We start from the raw sequence: 25,199 nt of genomic DNA on the forward strand, positions 1-25,199 counted from the left end.
TCCGATCAGGCCCTGATCAGGGTGTCTCCGGCAACCCACCCAGAAAGCTCTTTTTTATCCGGACGATACTCGCGGAACTGGCGGAGCGAGACGGTGAGGTCACGGGTGAAAGCAAAGTAGCCGATCTGGGTGGTCCGGCACAGTTTCATGGCCATCTCCATCAGGCCACGGGGATCGGGCCGCTGCTCCCCCAGCCAGATATGGAATATGTTGCCGCCGTCAACGATCGGGAAGAAGACATGCTCGATCTCCATCCGTTTTCCAAGGGGGATGTTCGCGCCTGGCGCCACGTGGGTCCCGTTGGTATAGTAGACGGGAAGATCACGTGTGGTCCCGAGCATCTCGAGTCCCTGCAGAAGGTCGCCTTTCACCACCTTACCGGCCTGTTCGCGGTACTCCATGGTAAGCAGGTCAGCAACCGCGAACCGCTGCCCGGTAGTCTCGGCCGGGGTGCGGGCAAGCGCGATGGTCATCCCATTCCGTGCCGAGAGTTCCTCGGCATAGAGCTCCATCTCCGTCATTGCCCTGACTGCAAGGATGAATGCTTCCCGTGACTCGTGCAGCTGGCTGCCGGTATGGTGTTGCACCATCTCGTTCACCCCGACAACCCCGATGGTGTATACGAGCCCGTCCAGATCAACGGCAACCGTGCCCCGTTCACCGGTATGGGGATCCTTGGGCCGTTGCATTGCAAACGGCATGCGGCCGTTGGTCCGGATGATCTCGAGCCAGCGTCGCTTGATCTTGAAGACTTCCACGCAGACATCCATCAGGGCCCGGAGCTCGGAGAAGAGGCGCTCATCATCGCCTTCAGCACGGTAGCCGGCGCGGGGACAGTTCAGGGAGACCACCTGCCAGGACCCCATCGAGAAATGTTTTGCATCGGTGAAAAGAAGCTTGTCCTCGAATTCGCCATCCTCATCAGCTATTGCGGAGAACTGATAGGCACAGCACTGGTAGCAGGAGATCCCCTTCCCCGCCCCGCGGTAATCCGGCATCTGGTTGTCATAGTACGGGGTGCCGAATTTTGAGGCCAGCTCGAAGGTGAGGAGGTAGAGGTCATGGTAGGTCGGGAGGTCGGGGTGTGCACGGTTGAACTCTTCATCCTCGGTCATGAAATCGGGCTCGATGCTGATCTCCGGTTTGGGGAAGCTGAAGGGTTTGCCCCAATTGTCACCCTCAAGCATCACCTCCATCAGCGCCTTGAAGAGCAGCCGCACCTCGCCTTCGAACTCACCATAGCATCGTGCAGGAGCCTGCCTGCCATCCCAGACCTTTCCCTTGAAGACGCAGGGCTTGTCCTTCCAGAGGTTCGGCACGCCGGGACTGAGCTGGACCGAAGAAAAGACCAACTGTCCACCGCGGGCCACCATCATCTGGGTCATCTCGTAGACAAACATCTGCATGAGCTGCTTGATCTCTTCGTAGCGCATACCCTCGAAAAACGGTGCAAGAAAGGTCAGGAAATTGTAGTAGCCCTGGCCACCGGCAAAGTTGGTCTGGGCACTTCCCAGCGCCTTTACCGCGTGCAGGACCGCAACCTCTGCCCGCTTTGCCGGTCCGGCGACCGATGCCTTGGTGCCGTTCCCATCGGGCATCAGGCCATAATAGAAGAAGTAACGGAGATCCCAGTCCTGGCAGAAGGGCCGCGTGCCGAAGTATTCAAGGTCATGGATATGGATATCACCGGAGAGATGGTGATCGGCAAGATGCGGTGGGAGCTGGAGGAGGTACTGTTCCTTGCTGATCTTGTCGGCTTTCTTCTTGTGCGATGTCTCGGCATTCTCCTGCAGGTTTGCATTGTCCCGCGCCTCAAACCCCCTCCCCACATCGATCAGGTGGGCGTCAAAGACCGGGGTGCCCACCCGTGTACAGACGTTGCGGTACTGAACCATGCCCTTCTCTAACAGGGTCATGTTCACGATCTCGCGGATGAGAGGGCCGGAGAGTGCCTTAAGTCCAAGCGACCGGATCCGCTGCTCGACCATCCGGGCGACCTCGATGGCGGTTTCTTCGCTGGCGCTCTCGTATCCGTAAAAGGTCTCGACCAACCGGGTCTCCTCGATGATCTGGTTAATGATCCGTTTTCGATCGTATTCGATGATATGCCCGTCACTGGTCCTGACAGATGGCATCTGGGGGATGTAAAGGCCGGATAGCGTGGTCTGCCGGGTCTGTTTCTCTGCCATCAGGAACCCTCAATCAGCTGTAAAACCCGGTCTTCGTTGAGAGTGCCGGCAGAAAAGAGATCCCGCGGCACGAGAAATGCGGAACCCGACTGGAGCACCGGGGCTTCTTGTACAAAAATACCGTTAATCCTCAGCTCGGTAAGGGCGGCGGCGCTGGACATATCTCTCTCCTGGTAGGATATCTGATTCCTGGTAAGATATTCCTTCAGTTCCTCGCAGTTGGGACAGTATTCAAGCGAATAAACAATCAGCTTCGGTCTTTCTGCCAATTTTTTCCCCCCGTAGTTCTTTCTCAACCCATTACTTGTTTTTGGTGAAAAAATATTTGTCTATCGTGCATGATTATACATAAAAAAGGGTAATTTTTTGCTCTACTTCATGCACATGATTTCGGTCCCGGTAGACGGTGCGGGAAACACTGGGGAGGAAAGGACATGGTCCGCCTGTTTGTGGCTGTAGATCTCCCTCCGGAAATTCGTGAACGGCTGAAAAAACCCCAGGAGATCCTGAAACAGAGCAGGGCGCGCCTTTCTGTTGTCGATCCGGCAATCATCCACATGACCCTCAAGTTCATCGGGGAGGCTCCTCCTGAACGCGTGGAACGGATAATGCGTGCGCTCAAGACGGTCAGGTTCGAGCCCTTCGACCTGATTATCACCGGGATCGGGAGCAATAATCCCCGGCAGCCACGGGTTATCTGGTGTACCATGGACGATGGCGGCAGGTCGGCTGCTCTCCATGACCGGATCGAAACAGTCCTCGAACCCCTTGGTATCCCCCGGGAAGGCCGGCCATTCAGGGCCCATGCAACCATCGCCCGCGTAAAGCAGTATGACCCGTCCCTGACAGCACGGTTACGGGATATTCCCCCGGAAGATTACGGATCCTTCACGGTCCGGTCATGGCAACTCAAGAAGAGCACCCTCACTCCCCAGGGGCCCATATACGAGACACTGCTGGAGGTTCCCTGCATATGAGAACCCCCCTCGAGGAGTCGGTCCTTTCACGGATCAGGCCCACTGCCCAGGAGCAGGAGCATGTCCATGGAGTGGCAGCGCGGCTCATCGCGATAGCCTCCGAGATTGGCAGGGCCGAACCGCTCATCGTGGGGTCGGTAGCCCGGGGGACGTTCATCCGGGGAGACCGCGATCTCGACCTCTTTCTCCTCTTTGAGCCTGACCTTTCCCGAGAAGATCTTGAGCGCGAGGGTCTTTCCCTTGCGCGGACCATTGCAGAACGACTGAACGCTCCATACCACGAGAAATACGCCGAACACCCATATATCAATGCCCGAGTGGATGGCCTCGATGTGGATTTGGTCCCCTGCTACCGGGTGGAATCAGCCGCGGCAATCCGCTCAGCGGTGGATCGGACACCGTTCCACACCCGGTACATCGAGGAGCGGATAGGGCCTTTTACCGATGACGTCCTCCTGCTCAAGCAGTTTGCCAAGGCGGGCGAGGTATACGGTTCGGACCAGATGACCGAGGGATTCTCTGGATACCTCTGCGAACTGCTCATCCTTTCCTATGGCGGATTCCCCACACTTCTTACTGCAGCGGCAGAATGGAAGCCCGGTACCCTGATCGACCCGGGCAGGCACCGGGCCAAGGAGTTCCAGGAGCCCCTGGTCGTTGTCGACCCTGTTGATCCTGCCAGGAATGTCGCAGCATCAGTGTCGCTTGACCGGATGTACGAGTTTGTGGAGCTTGCCCGGGGTTACCGCGAGAAACCGGATGAAACATTTTTCTTTGCCCCGCCACCGGACGTGCTCTCACGCGCCGACCTGGGGTCAGTCATCCGTGCCAAGGGAACCGGCCTGGTCGCGATAACATTTGCGACCCCCCCCTTCATCCCGGAGGTTATCGTCCCACAGCTGCGGAGGAGCCTGGATTCCCTGTGTGCGCTACTGGAGCGGAACGGGTTCTTGGTCAATGCAGCAGATTGCGAGATGCTCGAGGAGCGGAGCATGCTCCTTTTTGAACTGATGAACACCCAGACTCCCCGGGTGCGCAGGCATATCGGTCCCCCGCTCTGGAACCGTGTAAATGCCAGCCGATTTGCCGGGAAGTACCGGGCCTGCGATCAAGGGGGGCTCTTTGCTGGACCGTTCATTGAGAACGGGCGCTACATTGTGGAGATACCGCGGAAGTATATCCATGTCGAAGACCTGCTCGGGTCACCCGATGTGCTTGATGTAGGACTGGGAAAGCATGTCCGGCAGTCCATGAGCACCCGCTGGGACGTTCATTCCGGTACTGCCTGCTGGTCCCCGGAATTCGCCCCGTTCATCTCCCGGTTCCTTTCCCGGAAATCTCCCCTGACGAGAATCCTGGATCTTTCGCATGAATCAGGCAGAACAGGTGAGTAGCACTCGCATGGTACCAGACGAATGGGGAATAGCTTGATATAAACTCAGGATGATCTCAAACATAATAGGGATTTCATGCCTTTCCCGGTCGTTCCCGGAAAAGCTGCAGGGCTCCCGCAGGTGATATGATGGAGAACGAGACAGCTCTAGCACGAAATATTCTCCTTGCCCTGATACTTGTGGTGATCATCATCGTTGTGGTAATCGTAGTCGTTTTTTTGGTCTTCCCGCCGGTGCCAGACACGATGCCGTCGTTTCGGGCTAATGCGGAGCGTTCCGGGACCACCGTGTATCTCTACCACGATGGCGGGGACCCCCTGCAGGAACGGGCAACCCGCATCCTGATCAACGGCATTGAGGTTCCCATCCGGTCCGTCACCTTCCTGCACGGTCAGGACTGGCCCTGGACCACGGGAGAGACAATACGCATGGAACACATCGGTGGAGGAGACCCGGAAACCGTCGAAGTGCAATACGTGTCCCGGGATACGGTTGCGACAATCTATTCAACAAACCTCGCGCCATTGACCGTGCCGGTGACCCCCGCCCCGGAAGAACCACCTGCACCCGCGACACCAATCACAACGGTGCCGACAACGGCGACCCCAACTGTCACCCTTCCCGCTGCTCCAGATACGGCCCTGCCCGGAGAACCAGTCCCCCGCCCTCCGGTCGCAACATTCCAGGCGGACCGGCGTTTAGGCGAGGTTCCCCTCACGGTCCGGTTCACCGACCTCTCGACCGGGTCGCCTTCCTCGTGGCTCTGGAACTTTGGTGATGGCGGTACCTCGGTAGAACGGGAGACAATGCACACCTACAGCACGCCGGGAGAATACACGGTCACCCTGACGGTCACCAATCCCTATGGAAGCAACAGCAGGACCGAACCCGCGTTTATAACTGCCGGACTGCTTCCCTCTGCCCAGTTTACCAGCACCCCCCGCGAGGGGCCCTCGCCTCTCCGGGTCCAGTTCAGCGATCTCTCGACCGGTTCACCGGACAGCTGGCTATGGAACTTCGGTGATGGGACCGGATCCATGGAGAAAAACCCTGCTCACCTCTATCTGGAGCCCGGAGAGTATTCCGTGTCCCTGACCGCCACCAACAGCCATGGATCGAATACCAGGATCCAGACATCGTTCATCAGGGTTGTCACAACCGAGAGAAATGAGGTCTTTCTCTCGAGGAGCCAGTATGGTTCGCTCCTTCCCGATCCATACCTGGAATTCGTGGTGACCGGTCCTGGGGCATGGATTAGGATTGCTGGCAGTGATTACCAGTTCGGGGAAGGCGACCTTGTCCAGCTCTTTCCGGGCGATGTCAGCATCGGGACGGTCGATGTCAACGAAGCCGGCATAACGGCGTTCTCCTTTTCCGGGGTCAGGATGTTCGTGAACGGTGATCTGGTCCGGAACGGTATCGTATCCAGGATCTCGGTGCCTGAGTTCGCCGCACTCAAGTCTACCCTGACCATCATCGTTCCACCCCGCGATACGGCAAGCGTCCTGTTTGTCGATGGAGAGAAAAAAGCCACTTCCGGACCGGGATCGATTACAATCTCCAACCTCGGACCTGGTCCTGATGGGAAGATGTACCTGTCCAAAAAAATCCAGGATCTCACCTTCCGGGGGGGCGCTGAATCTTTCAGGGCAGGGTAAACCCTCTTGTTTTTTCCGCCTGAAGCCAGAAGGGAAAGACTTTATCCCACCTCCTGCATAGCTGTATCGTTTTACGGGGTTTTGCCATGCAGAAGAGAGTGGCTTTCTGCTTTTTCATGGGGATTTTCTCTCTCCTTCTCCTCCTGCAGCCATCAGTGGCGGCGGATGTAAGGGTTACCATTTACGAGACCGATTTTTCCACCGATCCCGGCTGGATAACGAATAACCCCTCCCACTACTATTGGGATGTCCAGAAGGAAGCTTACCACTTCCAGACCGAGGGAGGGACGAATGGTTACAGCTTCGTCCCCGTGGGATACCAGCATGGTTCATTCACGCTCGAATATGATCTGCTTATATGTTCCATCAGTAAAAATGGTGCTGTGCGGTTCGGGATGACCAGTGCGGATATGGATCTCTCGAAGGGCGCGAACGTGTTCGGAGTCTTTTCCTATGGGCAATACGGCAGGATCATGGCAATCCGGGTCATCGACCAGAATAACCATCTCCACGAAAAGACGAGCCAACACAATTCCTACTGTGGCAATCAGCCGAATTGCGTGACCAAGCAGTATGAAGAGAACATCACCTACCGGGTAGCCATCCGCTATAACGAAGAACTGACCCAGGCAGACATCGAGGTCACGAACAAGGATACCGGAGAACTCCTGTGGGGATATTTTGTTCCGATCGGAACCGAACTCCACTACCTGAACCGGCTGGCAATTACCACCAAGGGAGACTACCTGGTCGGTAACACCGCGGAGGGATACATCGACAACATCGTCCTGTATACCTACGTCCCGATCACCCCGACTACGGTGGTGACCACATTGCCGACTACCGCCCCGACAACCATTCCGAGCACGGTGCCAACCCCCACGCCGACCAAATCCCCGGCATGGGCGGCCATCGTCGTGACGTCGCTTTGTGCCGCGGCCTGGATCGCTGCCTTCTTCCGGAAACGGTGAACAACAGGATCGGAGATGACTGGCGACCCTGATATCCATGTGATCGAGGCCATCGGGCGGTGCAGGATCGTGGTCCGCGATGGCGTGGTGTTGGAAGTTGGCCCTCCCATTATCCGCGAATGCCCGCTTGCCCGGAGGTTCGCCCGCCCGGTCCACCCTATTACTCCCGAAGCGGTGAAAGAGAACATCGAACACCGGATCCGGTCCTTCGGGATGTGCTCGGCCGAGCGGCAGGTGCTCTCATCGGGTGAATACGTTGGGTTCGGGGCCTCCGAGCTGATCAGCTATGGGCTTTCCTCCCACCGCTTTGATGCCGCGGTTATCGCCTGCGAAGGGGCAGGAACGGTCATCGCTTCCACCCCGGAACTGGTCCAGGGGATTGGGGGTAGGATGTCCGGGCTGGTGCGAACCAGCCCCATACCAGGCGTGATCGCATCGATTGAACTCAACGGTGGTATCATCCCCTTCCGGGATACCGCTGCCCTCGATCAACCCGGCGGAGTCCGGGTTGCCTGCGCATCCGGTTATGAAAAGATTGCCGTTACCGTAGTCCTTCCAAGCGATGCCCGGGAAGTACGGGACATCTGTCCCAACGCATTCATCATCGCCGTGCATACCACGGGAATTTCCACCGAAGATGCGGCCTCGTACGCTGGAACCTGCGATATCGTTACCGCCTGTGCATCCCGGGCAGTCCGCGAAGTGGCCGGTCCCCGGGCACTCATCCAGGCCGGTTCATCAATCCCGGTATTTGCCATGACACCCGAGGCAAAGAGACTCATCCTCGAAAAGGTCGGGGAGGCCGGCGGCCAGTTCCTGGTGACAGGGGCGAGACTTCCCTTTACCGGTGATACGCTGCCAGGTCCGCTGGTGTAGGCTGCCTGCCTTCTGGAGCGACTGGACAATCCTCATTTGAAAGAATGCAGTCCCTAATGGATGAGGATGCTCCAGTATTTGTGAAGATGTCACGGGGTTCTGGCATGACTCATGGGAAGCCCAGCGTTCACTCATGGAGCAGAAAAGGTGGTGAGGACCGTCTGGATCTCCGGAGTGGAGCGGATTGGAAGGCCTGGTTACACGCGGGAGCGTGGTTTTCCCGGACTATTCCTGTTCAAGCCACTTCCGGGCATCCCTGATTGCTGCCCGCTGCTCTTCCGTAACCTTCGGATACCGGAGATCAAGGGACTGGATGGCGGTCGAGATGATATCCGCGATGAGAGTTCTGGCCACCCACTTGTGATCAGCGGGAATCACGTACCACGGAGCCCAATCGGTGCTCGTGGCATGCAGCATATCCTCGTATGCTTTGATATATTCATCCCAGTACAAGCGCTCTTTTATGTCCGAGACCGTTAGCTTCCATAATTTCTCATCATTTTTCATGCGGTCGATCAGCCGCTCCTTCTGCTCGCCTTTCGAGATGTGCAGATAGAATTTCAGGACCCGTGTGCCGTTCTGGGTCAGGTGACGCTCGTACGCGTTGATATCCTCGTACCGCGCTCTCCAGAACTTTCTGTCCGGTTTATTCCCGGGAATCCGTTGCCTTTCGATGAGATCCGGGTGGACTTTCACCACCAGGACCTCTTCATAATAGGACCGGTTGAATACCCCGATTTCGCCACGGGCCGGCAGGTGCCTCCAGTATCGCCAGAGGAAATCGTGGTCGAGCTCCTCATCACTCGGGGCTTTGAAGCTGGTCACCCGGCACCCCTGGGGATTCACACCCGACATCACGTGCCTGATTATCCCGTCCTTGCCAGAGGTGTCCATACCCTGGAGGATGATGAGCACCGAGTAGCTATTACTTGCCCAGAGGAGTTCCTGGGCGGAATCGAGCTCCCTGCGGTTCTTTTCAAGAATTTCCAGCGCCCGTTCCTTCACCACTTCTTTGCCAGCTGACTTGAGCTCTTCATCCTGGGACCACCCCGTACCGAATCGGTTCAGGTCCACTTTTTTTCCGGGGATGACCCGGCACTTGTTGATGTATTTCTCCGGAATCATTTCCATTACCCTAGGCCGGATCGCGGAGCAGCGGGCAGGTCATGCAATGCCCGCCACCACGCCCGCGCCCGAGCTCCGATCCCTCGATTTCAAGTACCTCGATTCCAGCATTCCTGAAATTCCGGTTGGTGCAGGTGTTCCGGTTATACGCAATGACAACGCCCGGACGCAGCGCGACCACATTGTTACCGTCATCCCACTGCTCCCGTGCAGCCTGGTACTCATCGCCTCCGGTAGGGATTACCTCAAGCCTGTCAACTCCGAGTGCATCGGTGACTGCAGCAATGAAACTCTCTTCTTTCTTCACGTTGAAGAGAGCGCGTTCATCCCCCGGCCTGATACTGTAGGCCTGCAGCTCGCCCACTACCTTCGGGAACACGGTGACGGTATCTACATCAAGCATGGTAAACACGGTATCAAGGTGCATGTGGGCCCGGTGCTGGCTCATCTGCGCAACGATTATCCGGTCGGCCGCGTTCTTCGCAAAGAGCCCTCGCGCCACCTGTTCGATCATGCGGGCCTGGGTCCGTTCGCTCATGCCGATCAGGACGGTACCGTTTCCGATGGGCATGACATCTCCCCCTTCCAGCGATGACAAGCCGAAATTTTCGATATCGTATTTTCTGTAGTCCCCGGCCGGGGGGTACCAGTACTCGAAGACCCCATCCCGGAACATCGGATGGCCACGGTAAATGGCAGCGACGTTCAACACTTCGAGTCTCCGCACCGGCCAGAACATCGGGTTGAGGGTGACCCCGCTGTAGATCCAGCTGGAAGAGTCACGGGTAAAAATGGTATTGGGCAGCGGCGGGAGGATGAACGTATCCGGACCGGCAGCCGCCGCGGTGAGCGAGAACCGGGAAAGCCCCTCCATGTAGATGCACTCGAGCTCTCGGACGGTAAGCCCCCCGATGAGGTGACTTGCAAGGAGAGCAGGTTCCATGTCCATCAGGCAGATCCTGACCGCATCAACTGCTGAAATCCCAACCGTCATCTCGTTCACGACCCGTGATAACAAACCTTTGCGCACCTCCAGGTCCGATGACAGTGCTTCGGCAAGCAGTTCCTGCAGGTAATAGACCTTCACCCCTTCGTCCTTCATGAGCCGGACAAAGGCATCGTGCTCTTCAATTGCACGGTCGACCCACAGGACATCGTCAAACAGGAAGTCGTCATGGTTGCCCGGAGTAAGCCTCCGCAGGCTGAGATCGGGCCGGTGGACCATTACCTTTCGAAGCCGGCCCACTTCCGAAAATGCTCCATAATCAGTCATTTCTCATGCCCGTTCTGAACGAACCTGGGTTCCTGCATCCCCGGCAACGAGTGCCAGGATATCCCCCAGTGCTCCGATTGCTGCCCGCTTTCCGGCCTCCTCCACAAACTGGCAGGCAGCTTCCACCTTTGGCCCCATCGAACCAGGCGCAAAGGAACGGTTCTTCAGTTCGGCCGGAGTTGTATCGCGAATCAACCGGGCCGAGGGGGTATTCCAGTCGAGATAGACTCCATTTACATCGGTAGCCAATACGAGGACATCGGCACCGACATCCTTTGCAAGAAGGGCACTTGCAAGATCTTTGTCGATGACCGCTTCCACTCCTCCGAGAACCCGTTCCCTGCCTGGGAGGTACATCACCGGGATTCCCCCTCCACCGGCACAGATGACAACACTCCCCTTTTCAAGCAGCCACCGGATTGGCCGTGTCTCGAAGATTCGCTGTGGACGCGGAGAGGGTACCACTCTGCGCCATGCATCTCCATCCTGCCTGAAGGTCCATCCCTTCTCGCGGGCCATGCTGTCGGCATCGATCCTTGAATACCCCGGGCCGACGAACTTGGATGGATGCCTGAGTGCAGGATCTGCGGGGTCCACCTCGACCATTGTCAGGAGCGTGGCCAATGGGACTTCAAAGGGGAGAAGGTTTCCCAGTTCCTGTTCGATCAGGTATCCGATCATTCCTTCGGTCTGAGCATCGAGCACATCAAGGGGGTATGGTTCTACCTCCGAGTAACAGGCAGCCTGCAGGGCAAGGAGACCGACCTGCGGCCCGTTGCCATGCGAGAGGACAAGCTCATGGTCTGCTGCCAGGGGGGCCAGGGCGAGAGCAGCAGACTGAACATTCTCCCGCTGCCGCTCAGCGGTCATGGGCTCCCCCCGTTTCAGGAGGGCATTTCCTCCAAGGGCCACTACTATCCGCATTGTACCTGTCACTCCGCAAGCGTCGTTACTACCGTTGCCACCTTGGGATGCACCCTCTTCCCGGCTGGGTGGAACCCTGTAGAGGAAGGATGTACTGTTCGAGGTAAGTTATCCATCGGGCGGAATGTACAGGCAAGGACTTTCGGATACGTGGTTCTCATGATCAATCAGTATGAAACGTGCTATTTAAACGAATGGGCAAGATGGAGAGGTTCTGGCAGATGATTGCGGTGTATGGCCTTTGACGATCAGCGGGTGTGCGTCCTGAGAGGTGTGGCAGAACTGGTCCTTATTCGTGATGTGCCGGTGAAAAAGGATCCCTTGCAGGATGCCGGAAGATCTTATTCAGATAATACGGACCGCGCCATGTTCGATGAGCGAAACTCCTATCTCCCGGACAGCCTGGTTTGCCGGTGCGCCCTGGGCCAACATGATATTGTAGCCGCTGATGCAGGCCTCGGTATTAATTGTCTGCCAGTTCCTTTGGGTGTTCCGGGCCCTTGCAATTGCTGCATCGCGGGCATCAGTGCTGGTAAACCCGATAACAAGGATCTGGGCCGCTGTTGCAGGGTCCATATCGTTGCACACCGGAGAGAGCTGGCAGAGGACAGCATCCTGTGCCCCCGGGGACGGCAGGATTCACCGCGCCGTATGAACAGATCTGGAGTCCTGCAGCGGCCGAAGCAGCCTGGACAAGTGCCGATGCCGTGCTAATCGAGGTATAGGTGCTTGTTTCAGGGATTGTCATCCGGACCAGGACAGGCATGATCCCCAGGAGACATACAATGAGAATGACTGTCAATCCTTTGCCGGGCTGTGATGGTTCGACTGGGTTTAATCACGGTGAAGCATACCTCGATGATTGCGTGAAAAACGATTATCATCTTTTCATCCCAATACTACGGATCGGAATCCCCAGGTCCCTGTCATGGATGCCATTTCGGTAAAGAATCTGACAAAAAGGTTTTCTGATCTCGTAGCGGTCGATAACGTGAGTTTTACCGTGCGTCCTGGAGAGGTCTTTGGGTACCTTGGTCCGAACGGCGCCGGGAAGACCACCACTATCCGCATCCTTACCGGGATAACGGCTCCCACCGGAGGATCTGCCAGTATCTTCGGACTCGATATTGTCAGTGATACCATCAGGGCACGCCGGCAGATGGGTATTGTTTACGAGACCTCGAATGTCTATGATGATCTGACTGCGTGGCAGAACATAATGTTTGCCGGAGAACTCTACAACGTAGGAAAGCAGGAACGGGAGAAGAGGGGGAAGGAACTTCTTGAGATCTTCGGGTTATGGGAGAGGAGGGCAGGTCGGGTTCATGGATTTTCAAAGGGAATGAAACGACGGCTCACCCTGGCGATGGGACTCATCAATGATCCAAAGCTCCTCTTTCTCGACGAACCAACTTCCGGTCTCGATGTGCAGAGCAACCTGATTATACGCGACGTACTTCACGACCTTACCAGCCGGGGAGTGACCGTCTTTCTCACCACCCATAACATCGAAGAGGCAAATGTCACCTGCGACCGTGTTGCCATCATCAACAAAGGCCGTATTGCGGCCATTGATTCTCCGGAGCGATTGAAAAAGACCATTCAGAGTGTTCAATCTGTCGAGGTCGCCTTCGAGAAAGGAATTACCGCGGTTCTTCCCGATCTCCCCAACCTACCCACGGTGAACGAGATACGAAAGGAAGGGGACAAGGTCAGGATCTACACCGATGACCCGACGACTCTCCTCGAGGAAATTATGGAATATGCCCGGGTCCATCGCAACCGGATAGTGAGTGCGACCACCAGGGGGCCGACTCTTGAGGATGTATTCATACACCTGACCGGCCTGGCAGCACAGGGCAGGGGAGGGGACAGCGGTGATCGATGACCCGGACGGAAGTCAGGTGATGGCAGAGGTAAGGGCCTCATGGGCGATTGCAAAAAAGGACATGTTTATCTATTACCTCAGGCCCAGCATCATAGTTTCCGGCCTGCTCTTTCCCCTTTTTATGTTCCTGGCATTCGCATCAGGGAAAAACGTTCCCCTGGGTACTCTCATCCCGGGACTGATCTCAATTACCCTGCTCTTCTCCTCGTCGACCATTGAACCGGTGTCAATTCCAATAGAACGGCGGACAAAGACCTTTGAGCGGCTCATATCAGCACCGGTTTCTCTCCATGCAATCGTGTTTGGGGAGAGCCTCTCGGGGTTCATGTACAGCATCGGGATAGCGCTCGCCCCCCTTCTCATTGGAATCTTTGCGTTTGGTACAGGAATCCCCTTCCCTTTACATCTCATCGCGGGAATGCTCCTGACTGCGTTATGTTTTTCGACGTTGGGCACCCTTTTCGCTGCTTATCCGACTGAAAACCCCGGTGATATCATGTCGATGCTGAACCTGGTCCGTCTCCCCCTCATCTTTGTTTCCGGGACATTCATCCCACTTGACACCATGCCACCGGTTGGAAAGGCGATCTCATACCTCTCACCGCTCACGTATGGAAACGACCTCATCCAGGGATCGTACGGGCATCCCACCTATTTCAACCCTTTTTTTAATATAGCCATACTTATTTTCTTTTTCATTCTATTCCAGGTTATAGCCCACTGGTTGTTCACGAAGTTTAACGAGTGAATCGCAAATTTTCCGTGCCGGTGATTTATAATATTCGATTCATGACTCCTTATTCCGGCCGGAGAGTTCGGTATTGATAAAGATGGGAATGGGAAACCCCAACTGCACCGTTGCCAGAAGGTTCCGTTTCAAATGGTAAGACCGCTCCCGGATCATGGAATGGAAGACGAATTCCTGCACCCTGCGAAGTTTTACAGATCTTTCATTGGGATGGAATGGAAGGTCCGGTCCAGCTCATCAGGTACCGGTACCGCTGCCTGCCACATACCTGACCGATAGGGATCGAAGTGGCTCTCTTCGAGTCAGAGAAGATGAATCCGATGCCAGGGGGTATTCGTAGACCGCTGTCAATGGGTCTCCGTCTCATGCTTGAGGGTATTTGTGAGCCAGACAAATGCCCCCAGGGCTGTAACCTGCATGAGGACTGAATACCCAACGAGGATACGGATATCCATTTCATAGAGCCATCCGAGCACCAGGCTACCGGTGAACCATGCCGCGCCATACAGGGTATTGAAGATCCCGTATACCGTTCCCCGTCTCTTTACTGAGGTGAGATCTGCAAGGGCAGCCCGCAGGATCGTCTCCTGCCCCCCCATCGATATGCCCCATAGTACCGCTCCCGCAAGGGCGAGAGAATAACTGCTGGAAAATGCAAGCAACACCACGAAGATATTCGCGAGCGGGATCACAAGAAGACCCCCCATGCCTCGCCGGTCATAGAACCTGCCGATAAGAAGGGCAAAAAGGGCATCTGCAGCCATCGCGATCGCATAGAAAACCGGGATTTGCGCCTCCGGGACAATCGATGCCGCCTTGTAATGGAATGCAATCAGTGGGAAGACCGCAAACCCTGCCATTGTGAAAGCCGTGAACGTCCCGTAGGGGAGCAGGAGACGGGGTATACGGTGCTGTTCCTTGATTACCATTCGAGAAGAAGACCCTTCAAACGATTCTGGGTCAGGAACCTTCCGGAATGCGATAGCAAGGGTTGCAACGAGCAGTAGAAAGGGAACCACGAGGAGGGCAAAACCGGTTTTATATCCTCCATATACCGCGATCGATGCGGCAAAGATAAGAGGTCCTGCCACCGCGCCGATCTGGTCCATTGCTTCGTGGATACCGAATCCCCAGCCCCGGCCGATGTTATGTGCGGCATACGAGAGGATCGTATCTTTCGCAGGAGAACGGATGCCTTTTCCCAATCGCTCGAGGACAAGGAGCAGGGCTGCGACTTCCCATGAGTTGGCAAAAACAAGGAGCGGTATTGCCCCGATCATGAGGTAGCCGGTGGTGACAAATGCCCAATATGATCGGGCCCGGTCGGAGAAAAATCCGGATACGATCCGTGACGTATACCCCAGGAATTCCCCAACCCCCGAGACAAGGGCTACCATAAACGCCGAGGCGCCAAGGGAGAGAAGGAACGGACCGGTCACGCTCCTGCCGCCTTCATAGACGATGTCACCAAGGAGGCTGACTACCCCCATGAGGATGATTAACTGGAGAGCCGCATTCCGCCTGAGCAGGGCTAGGGAGACCATGGTTTGATTACAGAATAGCTGGTTGCATTTTGCCTGTTTCAATACTTTGCCCATGAACACCCGTGTGAGAGCCACATGTATCCGGAACGTTTGGAATGGTAATACCAGGATAATTGAAGGGCGACTCCGGAAGCCAAGGTTTCACGGCCAACTGAGCCCGTATATATCTTATTTTCTCGAGGCCCGTGAAACCGATAACCGGTTCCTGCCCGATTATCCGGGTGAACCCGGTGTACGGCGAGGTGAATCTCCTGGTCAGTCCGGAGATGGCCTGGTTATCCCCCCTGGAATATCATTCGTTCACCAATGTCACCGCCGCCACATCGGACAGGGTGATCCGGGAGCAGTGCAACTTAGATCATTCCTCTCGGATTTTCAATGAAGACCGGGGATTCACTGGATTTCCCCCAGGATCTCCATGTTTCGTGCTCATCAAATTCGTTGACAGTTAGAGCGTTGACAGCCGGTCCGGCAACCTCTGCCGCCGCACCAACCAGGGGACAAATGCACCAGCCCCGATAATTGCCCCGGTACTCGCTGCAGTGACCGAACACATACCCAGCATACGTTTTAACTCGGGAATTGACAGGTCACTTTGTTCCAGGAATACATCAGGATAATGTGGATTTCTGTCTCAAGGTTGCCTGGTTACCATGAGATTTAATCCAGGTAACAGGAAAGGGTGCCAGAATGAAAAAAGTGATGTGAAATTTATTTCAAAGCGGCAGGATATTCCTTGATCGTTTCTGCCATTTCCTCGAGCCGCTGGTTGACCATATAATTCACGGTATCTTTCTCAAAGGTCCCGTCTTGCTGGCGTGTTCCTGCTTTCACCCCGGTTAGCACTTCGATTCCTTCATCGATGGTGTTCACGGTGTATATGGCAAATTTCTTATTTTTCGCCGCTTCCAGGATCTCCTCTTTGCGCATGAGGTTCTGGACGTTGCTTGCCGGAATCATGACACCCTGCTTTCCCGTCAGGCCTCTTGCCTTGCAAACCTCGAAATAACCTTCTATCTTTTCATTTACCCCGCCGATGGCTTGAATATCGCCTTTCTGGTTCACCGACCCTGTGACAGCGATTGCCTGGTTGACTGGAAGTCCAGAGAGCGCAGAAAGGATTGAATAAAGCTCCGTGCTCGAGGCGCTATCTCCATCCACCCCTTCGTAGCTCTGCTCGAAAACCAGGCGTGCGGAAAGACTGAGCGGCTTGTCCTGCGCATATTTGTTATTCATGTAGCCTGCCAGGATAAGGACTCCTTTGGTATGTGTCGGCCCTCCCAGAGCTGCTTCGCGCTCGATATCCATAATGCCGCTCCGGCCGACCCCGATGCTGGCCGTCACCCGCGACGGGCGGCCGAACTCGATGTCCCCGCCGCTCATCACCGAGAGACCGTTGATCTGTCCTACCCTCTCTCCCTCGGTATCGATGAGGAAGAATCCCCTCGTGATGAATTCCTGTATTTTCTCCTGGATCAATGCGGAACGGTACAGTTTCTCTTCGATTGCTTTTTCAACATGTTCTTTCGTTGTGTTTTCTGCATGCTCCATCGTGGCATAGTAACCTGCCTCCCGGATGATGTCCGAAACAAGCGAGAACCGGGTGGAAAGCTTCTGCTGATCATTGGCCAGGCGGGATCCGTATTCAATGATTTGCGCGACCGCAGGACTGTCGAGATGTTTCAGGTTGGATTCCCGGCACAGGGTGCAAATGAACGAAGCGTACTGTCTGGCATTCTCTTCGGTGCGGTCCATGACCGTGTCAAACTCGGCCTTGACCTTGAACAGTTCTGAAAAATCCGGATCCTGGGTATACAGCATCTGGTTTATCAGAGGGGTTCCTATGAGCACGACCTTTACACTGAGAGGGATGGGGTCGGGTTTGATCCCCTTGGCGGCGATGAACCCCATCCGCTCCCCTGGCTCTTCAATGATAACCTTCCCTGTCTTGAGTGCTGTTTTCAGGCCATCCCATGAGAACTGGTTCCTCAGGAGGTCTTCGGCCATTATCACCAGGTACCCTCCATTGGCCATGTGAATGGCCCCAGGCCGGATCATGGTAAAATCCGTGGTAACCACCCCGAACTCGACCTCCTTTTCAATTTTTCCAAAGAGGTTCTGGTAGGTCGGGTTCTGCTCAAACACAACCGGTGCTCCCATTAGTCCGGAGTTATCGACAATCACGTTCACCTCGTATTTCCTGAATACGAGTTCCCTTACGAGAGGGTGCTGTAACTGTTGCTGGACCTGCCCAGCTGGATGTTGCTGCGGGGATTCAGGTATGAACTGGGGCAGATTGTCCACGATATCCTTCTGGACTGATTCGATGTAAGTGAGGAGGGGATCAATGCCGTGGTACTTGTCCTTGAGCACCGCGACACGATGGCCGGTGGCATTGAGGGCGACCTCCTGGTTTAAGGAATCAACAGCCTCTTGCTCTTTCTCGTCAAGGTCACGGACCTTCCGGTACATGGTTCGTAAGTCTGCCAGGAGTTCCTGTCGCTTCTCCTGAAATTCTGCCTGCTCCTCTCCAGGAAGGGCCTGAAATTCCTCCTGCTGGAGCGGTTTTCCATTCTTGACAGGGATGGTCAGAAGTCCCTCAGGACCGGGTTTGACGATGAAGCCCTTTGTGTTCGCACTTTCATTTATCCATGCAAACAACTGGGCTCTCTCTTCTTCGATCCCATGGATGACGGCTTCTCGTTTTGCCGAGTAATCCTCGCTCTCGAAGATTTTTGGGATAATCCGCTTTGCCTCGGAGATGAAAATTGCCATATCCTCCTGGAACTCTTTTCCTTTCCCGGGAGGAAGAGAGATGGCGTTTGGTACGTAGGGATTCCCGAAATTGTTGACATATACCCAGTCATTTCCCTTCGGTTTTGTCTTCGCCAGTTCATCGAGAAATTTTAACACCGCTGTTTTCCGCCCGGTTCCATGGATTCCGGATACGAAAACGTTGAACCATTTCTCTGGGATGTTCAGACCGAAGTCGAGCGCCTTGATGGCTCTCTTCTGCCCGATGATCTCGCTGAGCGGTTGTAACTCTGCAGTAGTCTTGCATTCCACCAGCTTGGAATCGTAACGGTTCCTGAGCTCTTCAACAGTTAATTCCCTCATCATTTTTTTCCAACCAGCGAGAGAGCGTAAGTTGTTATCCCCTTATCTTGGTATGGGTGGACCGACCGGGTTTATCCGTGTTCCAGACTGCCCTCTTCTTCGACCATCATTTGCTTCCGAAAGATTTCGTTTATTATTTAATCCGAAAGCTGCCGATCTTCCTGACCTCCCGAGTTTTAGGCACATGATTCCATCAAATATCGGTCCAATTCTATAATGCGACCCTCAACCGCAAGATCTAAATAATATAATGTGCTTACATTATAAGCATATGAAACCCATTCGCCGAATCAAGAAGATCAATGGGATAGAATACTGGTATGAGGATGTTCCCTACTACGATCCGGTGAAGAAACAAACCCGCCACACCTCACATTATTTAGGGAAAATATCAATGGAGTTCCAGTAAAAGTAAGAACTGAAGGTATTCCAGGCCCAAGCATCTCTGCAATCCCAAAGGAAGCATTCACTCATGGAAATCTCCTCCCACTTCAGCAAATCATCCAGGACCTGCACATTGATGAATATCTCTCCACACTTGCCAGCAAGAGTGAGAAAGAGACCATTCTCGCCATAGCCATCAACCGGATCCTACATCCCGTCGCGATGCACCTTGTATCGACCTGGTACGAAGAGAGCTCGCTCTTCCTCACCAATCCGAACCTCCATCTGAGCAGCCAATCTATCAGCGAACTTCTTTCCACCATTGGCAACAGCGGTGTTCCCGAGGAATTCATGCATCTCCTCATTCGAAACCTCGGCACCGATGCAACACTCATCTATGACATCACCAGTCTCTCAAGTTATTCAGCTTCATATCTCTCCTGGAATATGGGGCATAATCGTGATGGCTTGGACCTTCCACAAGTCAATTTCTCCTTATTCTCGACACGCATCAGGCCATTCCCGTTATGTATGACATCTACCAGGGGAGCATTGTCGATGTCGTAACCTTAAAAAATACCATCAAGAAAATCGGAGCCATAGGGGTCAACAATTACACATTGGTGCTCGACCGTGGTTTTTTCAGCCAGGGGAACCTGGAAGAGCTGGTCCAGGAAGGATTCTCATTCGTAATACCTGCGTCCCTCACGCTCAAACAAGTCAAAGAGGTTCTCACCGAGCTTCAACGTGACCTTGAAAGCCCGCAATACCTGCAGAAATACCAGAAGAATCCGATCTTTGTCAAGCCTATCTCATTCGACGTGCACGGGAATGATATCAAAGCATTTTGCTATTATGACATGAAGCGGGAGCAGGATGAACGAAATCTCTTCTATGTTCGCCTCCATGACCTGAAACAGAAACTTGAGCGTCTCAAAATACCACGGTGGCGGAAGCCCGATGATATCTTTAAGGAGTGCGCAGGAAAGTTCTCGAATTATTTCTCCTGGCATGTGCAGGGTAACCAGTTTGTGGTCGAAATCCGGAATAATGCCGTGTCACAGAGGGTTAACAGAATGGGCAAACAGATCATTCTGTCCCATGGACCACTCGATTGGAAGGAGTGTCTCACCGTCTATCGGGAACGCGATTATATCGAGAAAACATTCCGAACTTTGAAACAGGATCTCCAGGTTCTCCCTCTGAATGTGAAAAAGGAGTCTACAATGAAGGGGTTTCTTTTTGTCACATTTATCAGCCTCATTTTGAGGATGAAACTGCTGAAACAGATGAAGGACGCTGGACTCCTGGAAGATTATACCCTCGATGGTCTTCTCCTCGAACTTTCCAAGATCAAGAAGATTCGATTGGTGACGGGAGAGACGATTATAACTGAAATTTCAAAGAAACAGAGAACTATCCTGGATGCACTCGGACTATGTGCTTAAACTACCCGGAAGTCAGGGATCTTGGTTTCCGATACACATTTTAGGGTAGCGTGCATGATAGCATCATAGAAATCGGATGATGCAGTATGGCTGAGGAGAATAAGGAAATATCAAAAAACATCGATGAAGATCTTGAAAAAGTCCTGGAATTCATGAAATCGAGGCTGGATGTAGTCCCGGATTACATTAAACTACTTCAGCATGGCGATCTCCTTGAACGTACAAAGTCTGCTGATGCACTCGGTGAGATCGGGGATGTCAGTGCAGTTCCTGCTCTTATTGAAGCGCTGGACGATGAATCAGCCGAGATCCGATACCTGGCAACCAAATCTCTTGGAAAGCTGAAGGATAAACGCGCAGTAGATCCTCTCATCCATGTTCTGACCTCCGAGGACAAATGGGTTCGCCATGGTGCTGCAAAAGCTCTTGGATTGATCGGTGATCCCAAGGCGGTTGATGCACTCATCCCTCTCCTCAAGGACCGTTACCACGATGTCCGTGCGCATGCTGCCTGGGCACTGGGTGAGCTCGGGGACCCGCGGGCGATTGAATCCATTACCCCGTTGCTGAAAGATGAAAAAACCGATGTGCGGAAAGAGTCAGAAAAAGCCCTTGAAAAATTAAGATCTAAGAAAGTGTAACACGGCTCTTTTCTTTGAAGGATTCCCGTCTTCAGAAAAAGCTTTGCGAAAGATTCTGGTAACCAATACGTGGCAACAGGCGAGGAGGAGGGAAAGGATCATACAACTACCGATATTTCTGGGAAACCATGTTCATCACCATGCTGCGCTCTCATAATCAGGCTGAAAAAAACAGAATGGAAAATCATTTACTCCGTCCACGTTTCCCACGTGAAAGAAATAAAATATCCTTTTAATTGAGTTATAAAAAAAACCTCCAGACGGTCGTTTGAGGTGTGGAAGAAAAACAAAGCCCGGGGGCATTGAACCTAGGTTAGAATGCGAGGGAAGGGATTTGAACCCTAGAACTCCTACGAGACGGACCCCTCAAGCCCGCGCCTTTGACCTGGCTCGGCAACCCTCGCATGTTTGCCATAATATGGAGGGCGTTGATCTAAAATAATGTATCCATCCGAAGGAACAGGGATACGATGCCAGTTATGCATGAGAATGTGAAGGGATGGTGCCAGGAGAATGTCGTTTTACTGACAGCGATGTATAAATATGGCCGGTGCCAAGAGTTATCCCTTTATGTGGTCGGATATCATCAGGGAATTTTCAGACTCCCCCTCGCAGGGCCGAGTGGCACGGTTCCTGCTCGAGAATGGTTTCGGGGTGAACGGGAAGGGCAGGATCACCTGCAACAGCATCGAGATCCCTGCCACTCATATCGCCAAAGCCATCGGGACAGACCGGAGAGTGGTCGATGCGACGGCCCGGCGGATCCTCAATGCACCGCCTCTCCGGGAGGTCTTCACCAACATCCGTGCCACCCCGGACCTTTCGCAGCTCACCGTCCCCCTGGGGCTCTCATCCATCACCATACTCCCGCAGGATGCCCGGGAAAAGGGCATCGTCAGCGCGGCGGTAGGGGTGGTGTCTGGCAAGAACCTCACCATCCGGCAGATCTTCGTGACCGACCCCCAGCTCTCAGAGGAGCCGCGCCTGGTCATCATTGTCGAGGGTGAGATACCGGGAGAAGTAATCGAAGCCATCCGGAAGCTACCCCAGGTAAAGCAGGTTATCCTCTAACCACTCACGAACGCCTGAACTGCTCCGTCTCAAGCCATAACCGGTAGATACGGTACCTGACCATTTTGTCAAGGTACAGCGATGCCGCGAGCCTGTCGTGGATGGATATCCTTTGCCCTCCCTTGACCAGGTTATCAGCACTGGCCACGATCTTCTCCTCGATAGTCTCTGGCATGCAGTCCACCGGAAGGAGCCGAAGCAGGGTACATTCATCAGCGGTAAGCCCGGCGCCGGTGTGCCGCTCGACGATCCGCACGATCTCTTCGGGGATCCCGTTATCCCGGCACCAGACCGCCCCGTCCTGTGCATGGGAGATGGCAGGGGAAATGCCCCTGCCGATATCATGGAGCAGCGCCCCAGCATTGACAAGGGCCCTGTCGGCTACCTGTGACTGGTCACAGAACTCGAGCGCAAGATCTCTGACCTCGTGGCAGTGTGCAATCACCCGTAAGCTGCACCCGGCCGCACGGAGCATCTCGTCATAGTACGCATCCCCGTCAGGCATGCCCGAGCGTCTCTTTTATCGCCTCGATACGTTTCTTGAGGGCACGCAGCAGGATCTCATTATCGAAGTGCTCCAGCGTCTGATCGCATGATGGGCAGATAAATTCGAAGTCGAAGGCCTGGTTGAAGGTATAGTGCATGCTGCAGGCCTTGCAAATGTAAAAATCGTTCTCTTCCTCAAACCGCTCCCGCGCCTCGAGTTTCTCGAGAATGGTCTCGAGATCGTCCTGTATGACCTCATAGATCATGTCCATCCGCAGGTGCCAGAGATAGGTGAGCCATCCGGTTTCGTTGTTCTTGATTCTCCGGTATTCTGCAAGGCGTTTCTCGTATAGTGTATAGAGGGAGTGTCGGACGGAATTGAGATTGATGCCGGTCTGGGCAGCGAGCTGTTCATCGCTCCACTCGCCCTCCTGTGGGAATTTTTCCAGGAGGTTGATCCCCTCCTCGCCGATCAACCTGAGCAGATATGCTTTTATAGCCGGATTTTCCAGGATCTCATCCATAAAGCCTTCCATCTGTATATTGACGGACTGTCTGAAAATGCTTGTGCAGGAGACGCATCGCCTCCCCTTCGGTCGACCCCCAACCGTAGACGCTAATGACAGCCTGCCCCTCCTCAAATGCGGTTCCAGGCCAGGGAATGTCCGAGACAATGGGTGCGAGCCGGGAGAGGTCCCTATGCATGGTGAAGGAGCGATCTGCGAAGAGTATCTTGCGTGCTGATACCTGCAGGCAGGATGGTTTTTTTGCCGGAAGACTCCCCCTGCATGCCGCAAGGTGGAGAGAGAAGAGATTGATACCGGTAGCCATCTCGACCGTGTCGAGCGTTGCCTGGAACCGGGGGTTTATCTCGATGGCATACAGCTCGTCCCCGGCGATAAAATCTATGCCCAGCGTCCCGACACAACCGCTTGCCGAAGCAATTCGTTCTGCAACCTGGATCAGCGCATTGTGGCGGGGGTCGAGAAAAGGGGTGACCGACCCGCAGTAGCCATATGAAGCACTACCCGATCCCCTGAGCATCTGGCGGTTCGCTGCGATGGCAACCGCACGGGTGCCGTCCGCAATGCAGCAGACCGAACAGGGTGCCCCGGAGACTACTTCCTCGGCAAGCGCCGGGGGGTCGTTGAACTCCGCCCGCCAGGCTTCAAGCTCGGTGGCGGAACTGACAATCCGGTTCCTCCAGCCGCCCGAACCGCGCCGGGGCTTCAGCATCGCGGGAAAACGGTGAGGGGAGAGCAGCATGGGCGTGCGGACCCCGATTTCATCGAAGAATTGGTGGGTTGTCAATTTATCGAGGAACCTTTGCACCTTTTCAGGAGCTGTTCCATAGAGGTTCCGGGATGGCAGCAGCTCGGCGCCTGATGTGGCAATCACGATGTCGGGTGCGTGTCGCCGGGCCATCTCTTCGACTGCAGGCAATATCCCATCGATTTCGTCAAAACGGACGCTCTCCCTGGTATATAAAGAGAGGTCCCGGTCGGAGAAATGATCGACGGCGTATACTTCGTAACCGGCAGCAAACGCGGACTGGGCCACATGGCGGGTGGAAAACCCGGCCACCAGCACCTTCAATCCCATCGTTCCTCGGTACACTTCATGTCCCTGCTCGGGACAACCCGGATCCGTGCACCCGGGAATTCTGAACAGAGTTCCGTTCCCTGGAAGAACCGGTCCAGAAAAACCGCAAGGCTCGATATCTCAGAATGAGGCTGGCCGGTTACCGCGATGTTGTAATCGGCAAGACCGTAGATCTCACCGGGCACCTTTTCCGCCCCGACAACAACGAGAACGCGGTTATGGGAACGGATCTCCTCTTCACGGTCCTGGATACGTTCGCCGTACATGGTCAGGTGGACAACCACGCCACCGGCTTCTTTCCATTCCCGGATGCACCTTTTCCAGGAGATGTGGTCCCTGACGAAAAAACCACCGCCCCAACGATTGACGACATCGGTAATGCTCTCTACCACTCCTCGGTCGTTGGCGGCAAGGTACATCCCGTCTGCGCCGAATGCCCGGGCGGCGAGCCCGACATGGGTGGTGACCCGCTGGTCGCGTTCCGGCCGGTGTCCAATCCTGAGGACTGCCAGGTGCGCCATTCACTCATGCCCTTTTTTCAACCGGATAACCCCGCCCTCGAACGTTATCGGTGATTGGAGGTCATATCTGGATTGGCACTTGAGGAACATCTCCTGGACCGAGAGAACCCGGCATCCTCCGGTCTCCTGCGAGATCAGCATCGACTGCTCGAGCCGCCCGAGCGATTGCTCGATTTCCTCGGTCCTGCATCCAATCCTGTTGGCGAGGGCCTCCTTGTTCTGGCAGGGATCCTCGATGAGGAGATGGTAGACCCCCCAGTCCAGGTCTTCATCTTTCACGTATACTCATTCCACGAATACCAGAATATAGTTTTTTTTGCCCTGTGGAAAACCTTCAGGAAGGAAATTGTAAGTGTCTGTGG

The 25,199-nt window shown here is 54.7% G+C and carries 23 protein-coding genes, 1 tRNA gene and 1 pseudogene; 11 read left to right on the forward strand and 14 right to left on the reverse strand.

Annotated features, from left to right (window positions below):
• Positions 1-5: 5 nt before the first annotated feature.
• Together nrdD and IPI71_07150 are read right to left on the reverse strand one after the other, a co-directional pair.
• On the reverse strand, positions 6-2,189 hold the full coding sequence (gene nrdD / locus IPI71_07145) for an anaerobic ribonucleoside-triphosphate reductase (GenBank protein ID QQR70449.1): 2,184 nt from the start codon (positions 2,187-2,189) through the stop codon (positions 6-8).
• Positions 2,189-2,458 carry a glutaredoxin family protein gene (locus IPI71_07150; GenBank protein QQR70450.1) on the reverse strand — a complete coding sequence of 90 codons (270 nt, stop codon included), beginning with the start codon at positions 2,456-2,458 and terminating at the stop codon, positions 2,189-2,191. The genes nrdD and IPI71_07150 overlap by 1 nt, the downstream gene beginning before the upstream one ends.
• 165 nt (positions 2,459-2,623) lie before the next feature.
• Between IPI71_07150 and thpR the strand changes: the two genes are divergently transcribed.
• The 5 genes from thpR to IPI71_07175 all read left to right on the forward strand — a co-directional run bounded on the left by thpR (position 2,624) and on the right by IPI71_07175 (position 8,065).
• Complete coding sequence (thpR, locus tag IPI71_07155) at positions 2,624-3,166, forward strand: RNA 2',3'-cyclic phosphodiesterase (GenBank protein ID QQR70451.1); 543 nt, start codon at positions 2,624-2,626, stop codon at positions 3,164-3,166.
• Positions 3,163-4,560: a CCA tRNA nucleotidyltransferase gene (gene cca / locus IPI71_07160; protein QQR70452.1), complete on the forward strand. Its 1,398-nt coding sequence runs from the start codon at positions 3,163-3,165 to the stop codon at positions 4,558-4,560. Before thpR ends, cca begins: the two co-directional genes overlap by 4 nt.
• A 128-nt stretch (positions 4,561-4,688) precedes the next feature.
• Positions 4,689-6,218, forward strand: coding sequence for a PKD domain-containing protein (locus IPI71_07165; protein ID QQR70453.1), 1,530 nt, complete (start codon positions 4,689-4,691; stop codon positions 6,216-6,218).
• Between the two features lie 86 nt (positions 6,219-6,304).
• Positions 6,305-7,189 carry a hypothetical protein gene (locus tag IPI71_07170; GenBank protein QQR70454.1) on the forward strand — a complete coding sequence of 295 codons (885 nt, stop codon included), beginning with the start codon at positions 6,305-6,307 and terminating at the stop codon, positions 7,187-7,189.
• Between the two features lie 15 nt (positions 7,190-7,204).
• Entirely contained in the window at positions 7,205-8,065 is an 861-nt protein-coding gene (locus tag IPI71_07175) for a DUF2099 family protein (GenBank protein ID QQR70455.1), read from the forward strand.
• 225 nt (positions 8,066-8,290) lie between these two features.
• On the opposite strand, the gene IPI71_07180 is transcribed toward IPI71_07175, so the two are convergent.
• From IPI71_07180 to IPI71_07195, 4 genes are all read right to left on the reverse strand, one after another.
• A complete protein-coding gene (locus IPI71_07180; GenBank protein ID QQR70456.1) occupies positions 8,291-9,190 on the reverse strand; it encodes a polyphosphate kinase 2 family protein in 900 nt (299 codons plus the stop codon).
• A 10-nt stretch (positions 9,191-9,200) separates the two neighbouring features.
• Positions 9,201-10,463 carry an arginine deiminase gene (locus tag IPI71_07185; protein ID QQR70457.1) on the reverse strand — a complete coding sequence of 421 codons (1,263 nt, stop codon included), beginning with the start codon at positions 10,461-10,463 and terminating at the stop codon, positions 9,201-9,203.
• Between the two features lie 3 nt (positions 10,464-10,466).
• On the reverse strand, positions 10,467-11,387 hold the full coding sequence (arcC, locus tag IPI71_07190) for a carbamate kinase (protein ID QQR70458.1): 921 nt from the start codon (positions 11,385-11,387) through the stop codon (positions 10,467-10,469).
• Positions 11,388-11,732: 345 nt separating this feature from the next.
• The gene (locus IPI71_07195) at positions 11,733-11,963 is read right to left on the reverse strand and encodes a hypothetical protein (GenBank protein QQR70459.1); all 231 of its coding nucleotides are present in this window, start codon (positions 11,961-11,963) and stop codon (positions 11,733-11,735) included.
• Positions 11,964-12,315: 352 nt separating this feature from the next.
• On the opposite strand from IPI71_07195, the gene IPI71_07200 reads away from it, so the two are divergent.
• Positions 12,316-13,275, forward strand: a complete 960-nt coding sequence (locus tag IPI71_07200) for an ATP-binding cassette domain-containing protein (GenBank protein ID QQR70460.1) — start codon at positions 12,316-12,318, stop codon at positions 13,273-13,275.
• Between the two features lie 19 nt (positions 13,276-13,294).
• Positions 13,295-14,023: an ABC transporter permease gene (locus tag IPI71_07205; GenBank protein ID QQR70461.1), complete on the forward strand. Its 729-nt coding sequence runs from the start codon at positions 13,295-13,297 to the stop codon at positions 14,021-14,023.
• Positions 14,024-14,370: 347 nt separating this feature from the next.
• Here the strand turns inward: IPI71_07205 and IPI71_07210 are convergent, their stop codons facing one another.
• A complete protein-coding gene (locus IPI71_07210) occupies positions 14,371-15,567 on the reverse strand; it encodes an MFS transporter (GenBank protein ID QQR71982.1) in 1,197 nt (398 codons plus the stop codon).
• 185 nt (positions 15,568-15,752) lie between these two features.
• On the opposite strand from IPI71_07210, the gene IPI71_07215 reads away from it, so the two are divergent.
• On the forward strand, positions 15,753-16,019 hold the full coding sequence (locus tag IPI71_07215) for a hypothetical protein (protein QQR70462.1): 267 nt from the start codon (positions 15,753-15,755) through the stop codon (positions 16,017-16,019).
• 259 nt (positions 16,020-16,278) lie between these two features.
• On the opposite strand, the gene IPI71_07220 is transcribed toward IPI71_07215, so the two are convergent.
• Positions 16,279-18,687 (reverse strand): AAA family ATPase, encoded by a 2,409-nt coding sequence (locus IPI71_07220; protein ID QQR70463.1) that lies wholly within the window; start codon positions 18,685-18,687, stop codon positions 16,279-16,281.
• A gap of 268 nt (positions 18,688-18,955) precedes the next feature.
• On the opposite strand from IPI71_07220, the pseudogene IPI71_07225 reads away from it, so the two are divergent.
• Together IPI71_07225 and IPI71_07230 are read left to right on the forward strand one after the other, a co-directional pair.
• A pseudogene (locus tag IPI71_07225) lies at positions 18,956-20,516 on the forward strand (IS1634 family transposase).
• Between the two features lie 86 nt (positions 20,517-20,602).
• Positions 20,603-21,157: a HEAT repeat domain-containing protein gene (locus IPI71_07230; protein QQR70464.1), complete on the forward strand. Its 555-nt coding sequence runs from the start codon at positions 20,603-20,605 to the stop codon at positions 21,155-21,157.
• A 319-nt stretch (positions 21,158-21,476) separates the two neighbouring features.
• On the opposite strand, the gene IPI71_07235 is transcribed toward IPI71_07230, so the two are convergent.
• Positions 21,477-21,561 (reverse strand) — tRNA-Leu (locus IPI71_07235).
• 166 nt (positions 21,562-21,727) lie between these two features.
• On the opposite strand from IPI71_07235, the gene IPI71_07240 reads away from it, so the two are divergent.
• Positions 21,728-22,228: a regulator of amino acid metabolism, contains ACT domain protein gene (locus IPI71_07240; GenBank protein ID QQR70465.1), complete on the forward strand. Its 501-nt coding sequence runs from the start codon at positions 21,728-21,730 to the stop codon at positions 22,226-22,228.
• A 4-nt stretch (positions 22,229-22,232) separates the two neighbouring features.
• Here IPI71_07240 and IPI71_07245 read toward each other — a convergent pair whose 3' ends face one another.
• The 5 genes from IPI71_07245 to IPI71_07265 are packed head-to-tail and all read right to left on the reverse strand — an operon-like array spanning position 22,233 to position 25,116.
• Complete coding sequence (locus IPI71_07245; GenBank protein QQR70466.1) at positions 22,233-22,733, reverse strand: HDIG domain-containing protein; 501 nt, start codon at positions 22,731-22,733, stop codon at positions 22,233-22,235.
• Positions 22,726-23,238: a transcription factor gene (locus IPI71_07250; GenBank protein QQR70467.1), complete on the reverse strand. Its 513-nt coding sequence runs from the start codon at positions 23,236-23,238 to the stop codon at positions 22,726-22,728. Before IPI71_07250 ends, IPI71_07245 begins: the two co-directional genes overlap by 8 nt.
• Positions 23,231-24,316 (reverse strand): ATP-grasp domain-containing protein, encoded by a 1,086-nt coding sequence (locus IPI71_07255; protein ID QQR70468.1) that lies wholly within the window; start codon positions 24,314-24,316, stop codon positions 23,231-23,233. The genes IPI71_07250 and IPI71_07255 overlap by 8 nt, the downstream gene beginning before the upstream one ends.
• Positions 24,307-24,837 carry a tRNA (cytidine(56)-2'-O)-methyltransferase gene (locus IPI71_07260; protein QQR70469.1) on the reverse strand — a complete coding sequence of 177 codons (531 nt, stop codon included), beginning with the start codon at positions 24,835-24,837 and terminating at the stop codon, positions 24,307-24,309. The genes IPI71_07255 and IPI71_07260 overlap by 10 nt, the downstream gene beginning before the upstream one ends.
• On the reverse strand, positions 24,838-25,116 hold the full coding sequence (locus IPI71_07265) for a hypothetical protein (protein ID QQR70470.1): 279 nt from the start codon (positions 25,114-25,116) through the stop codon (positions 24,838-24,840).
• Between the last annotated feature and the right edge of the window lie 83 nt (positions 25,117-25,199).

This window comes from Methanolinea sp., from assembly GCA_016699325.1.
In the GTDB taxonomy this organism is placed as follows: Archaea; Halobacteriota; Methanomicrobia; order Methanomicrobiales; family Methanospirillaceae; genus UBA9949.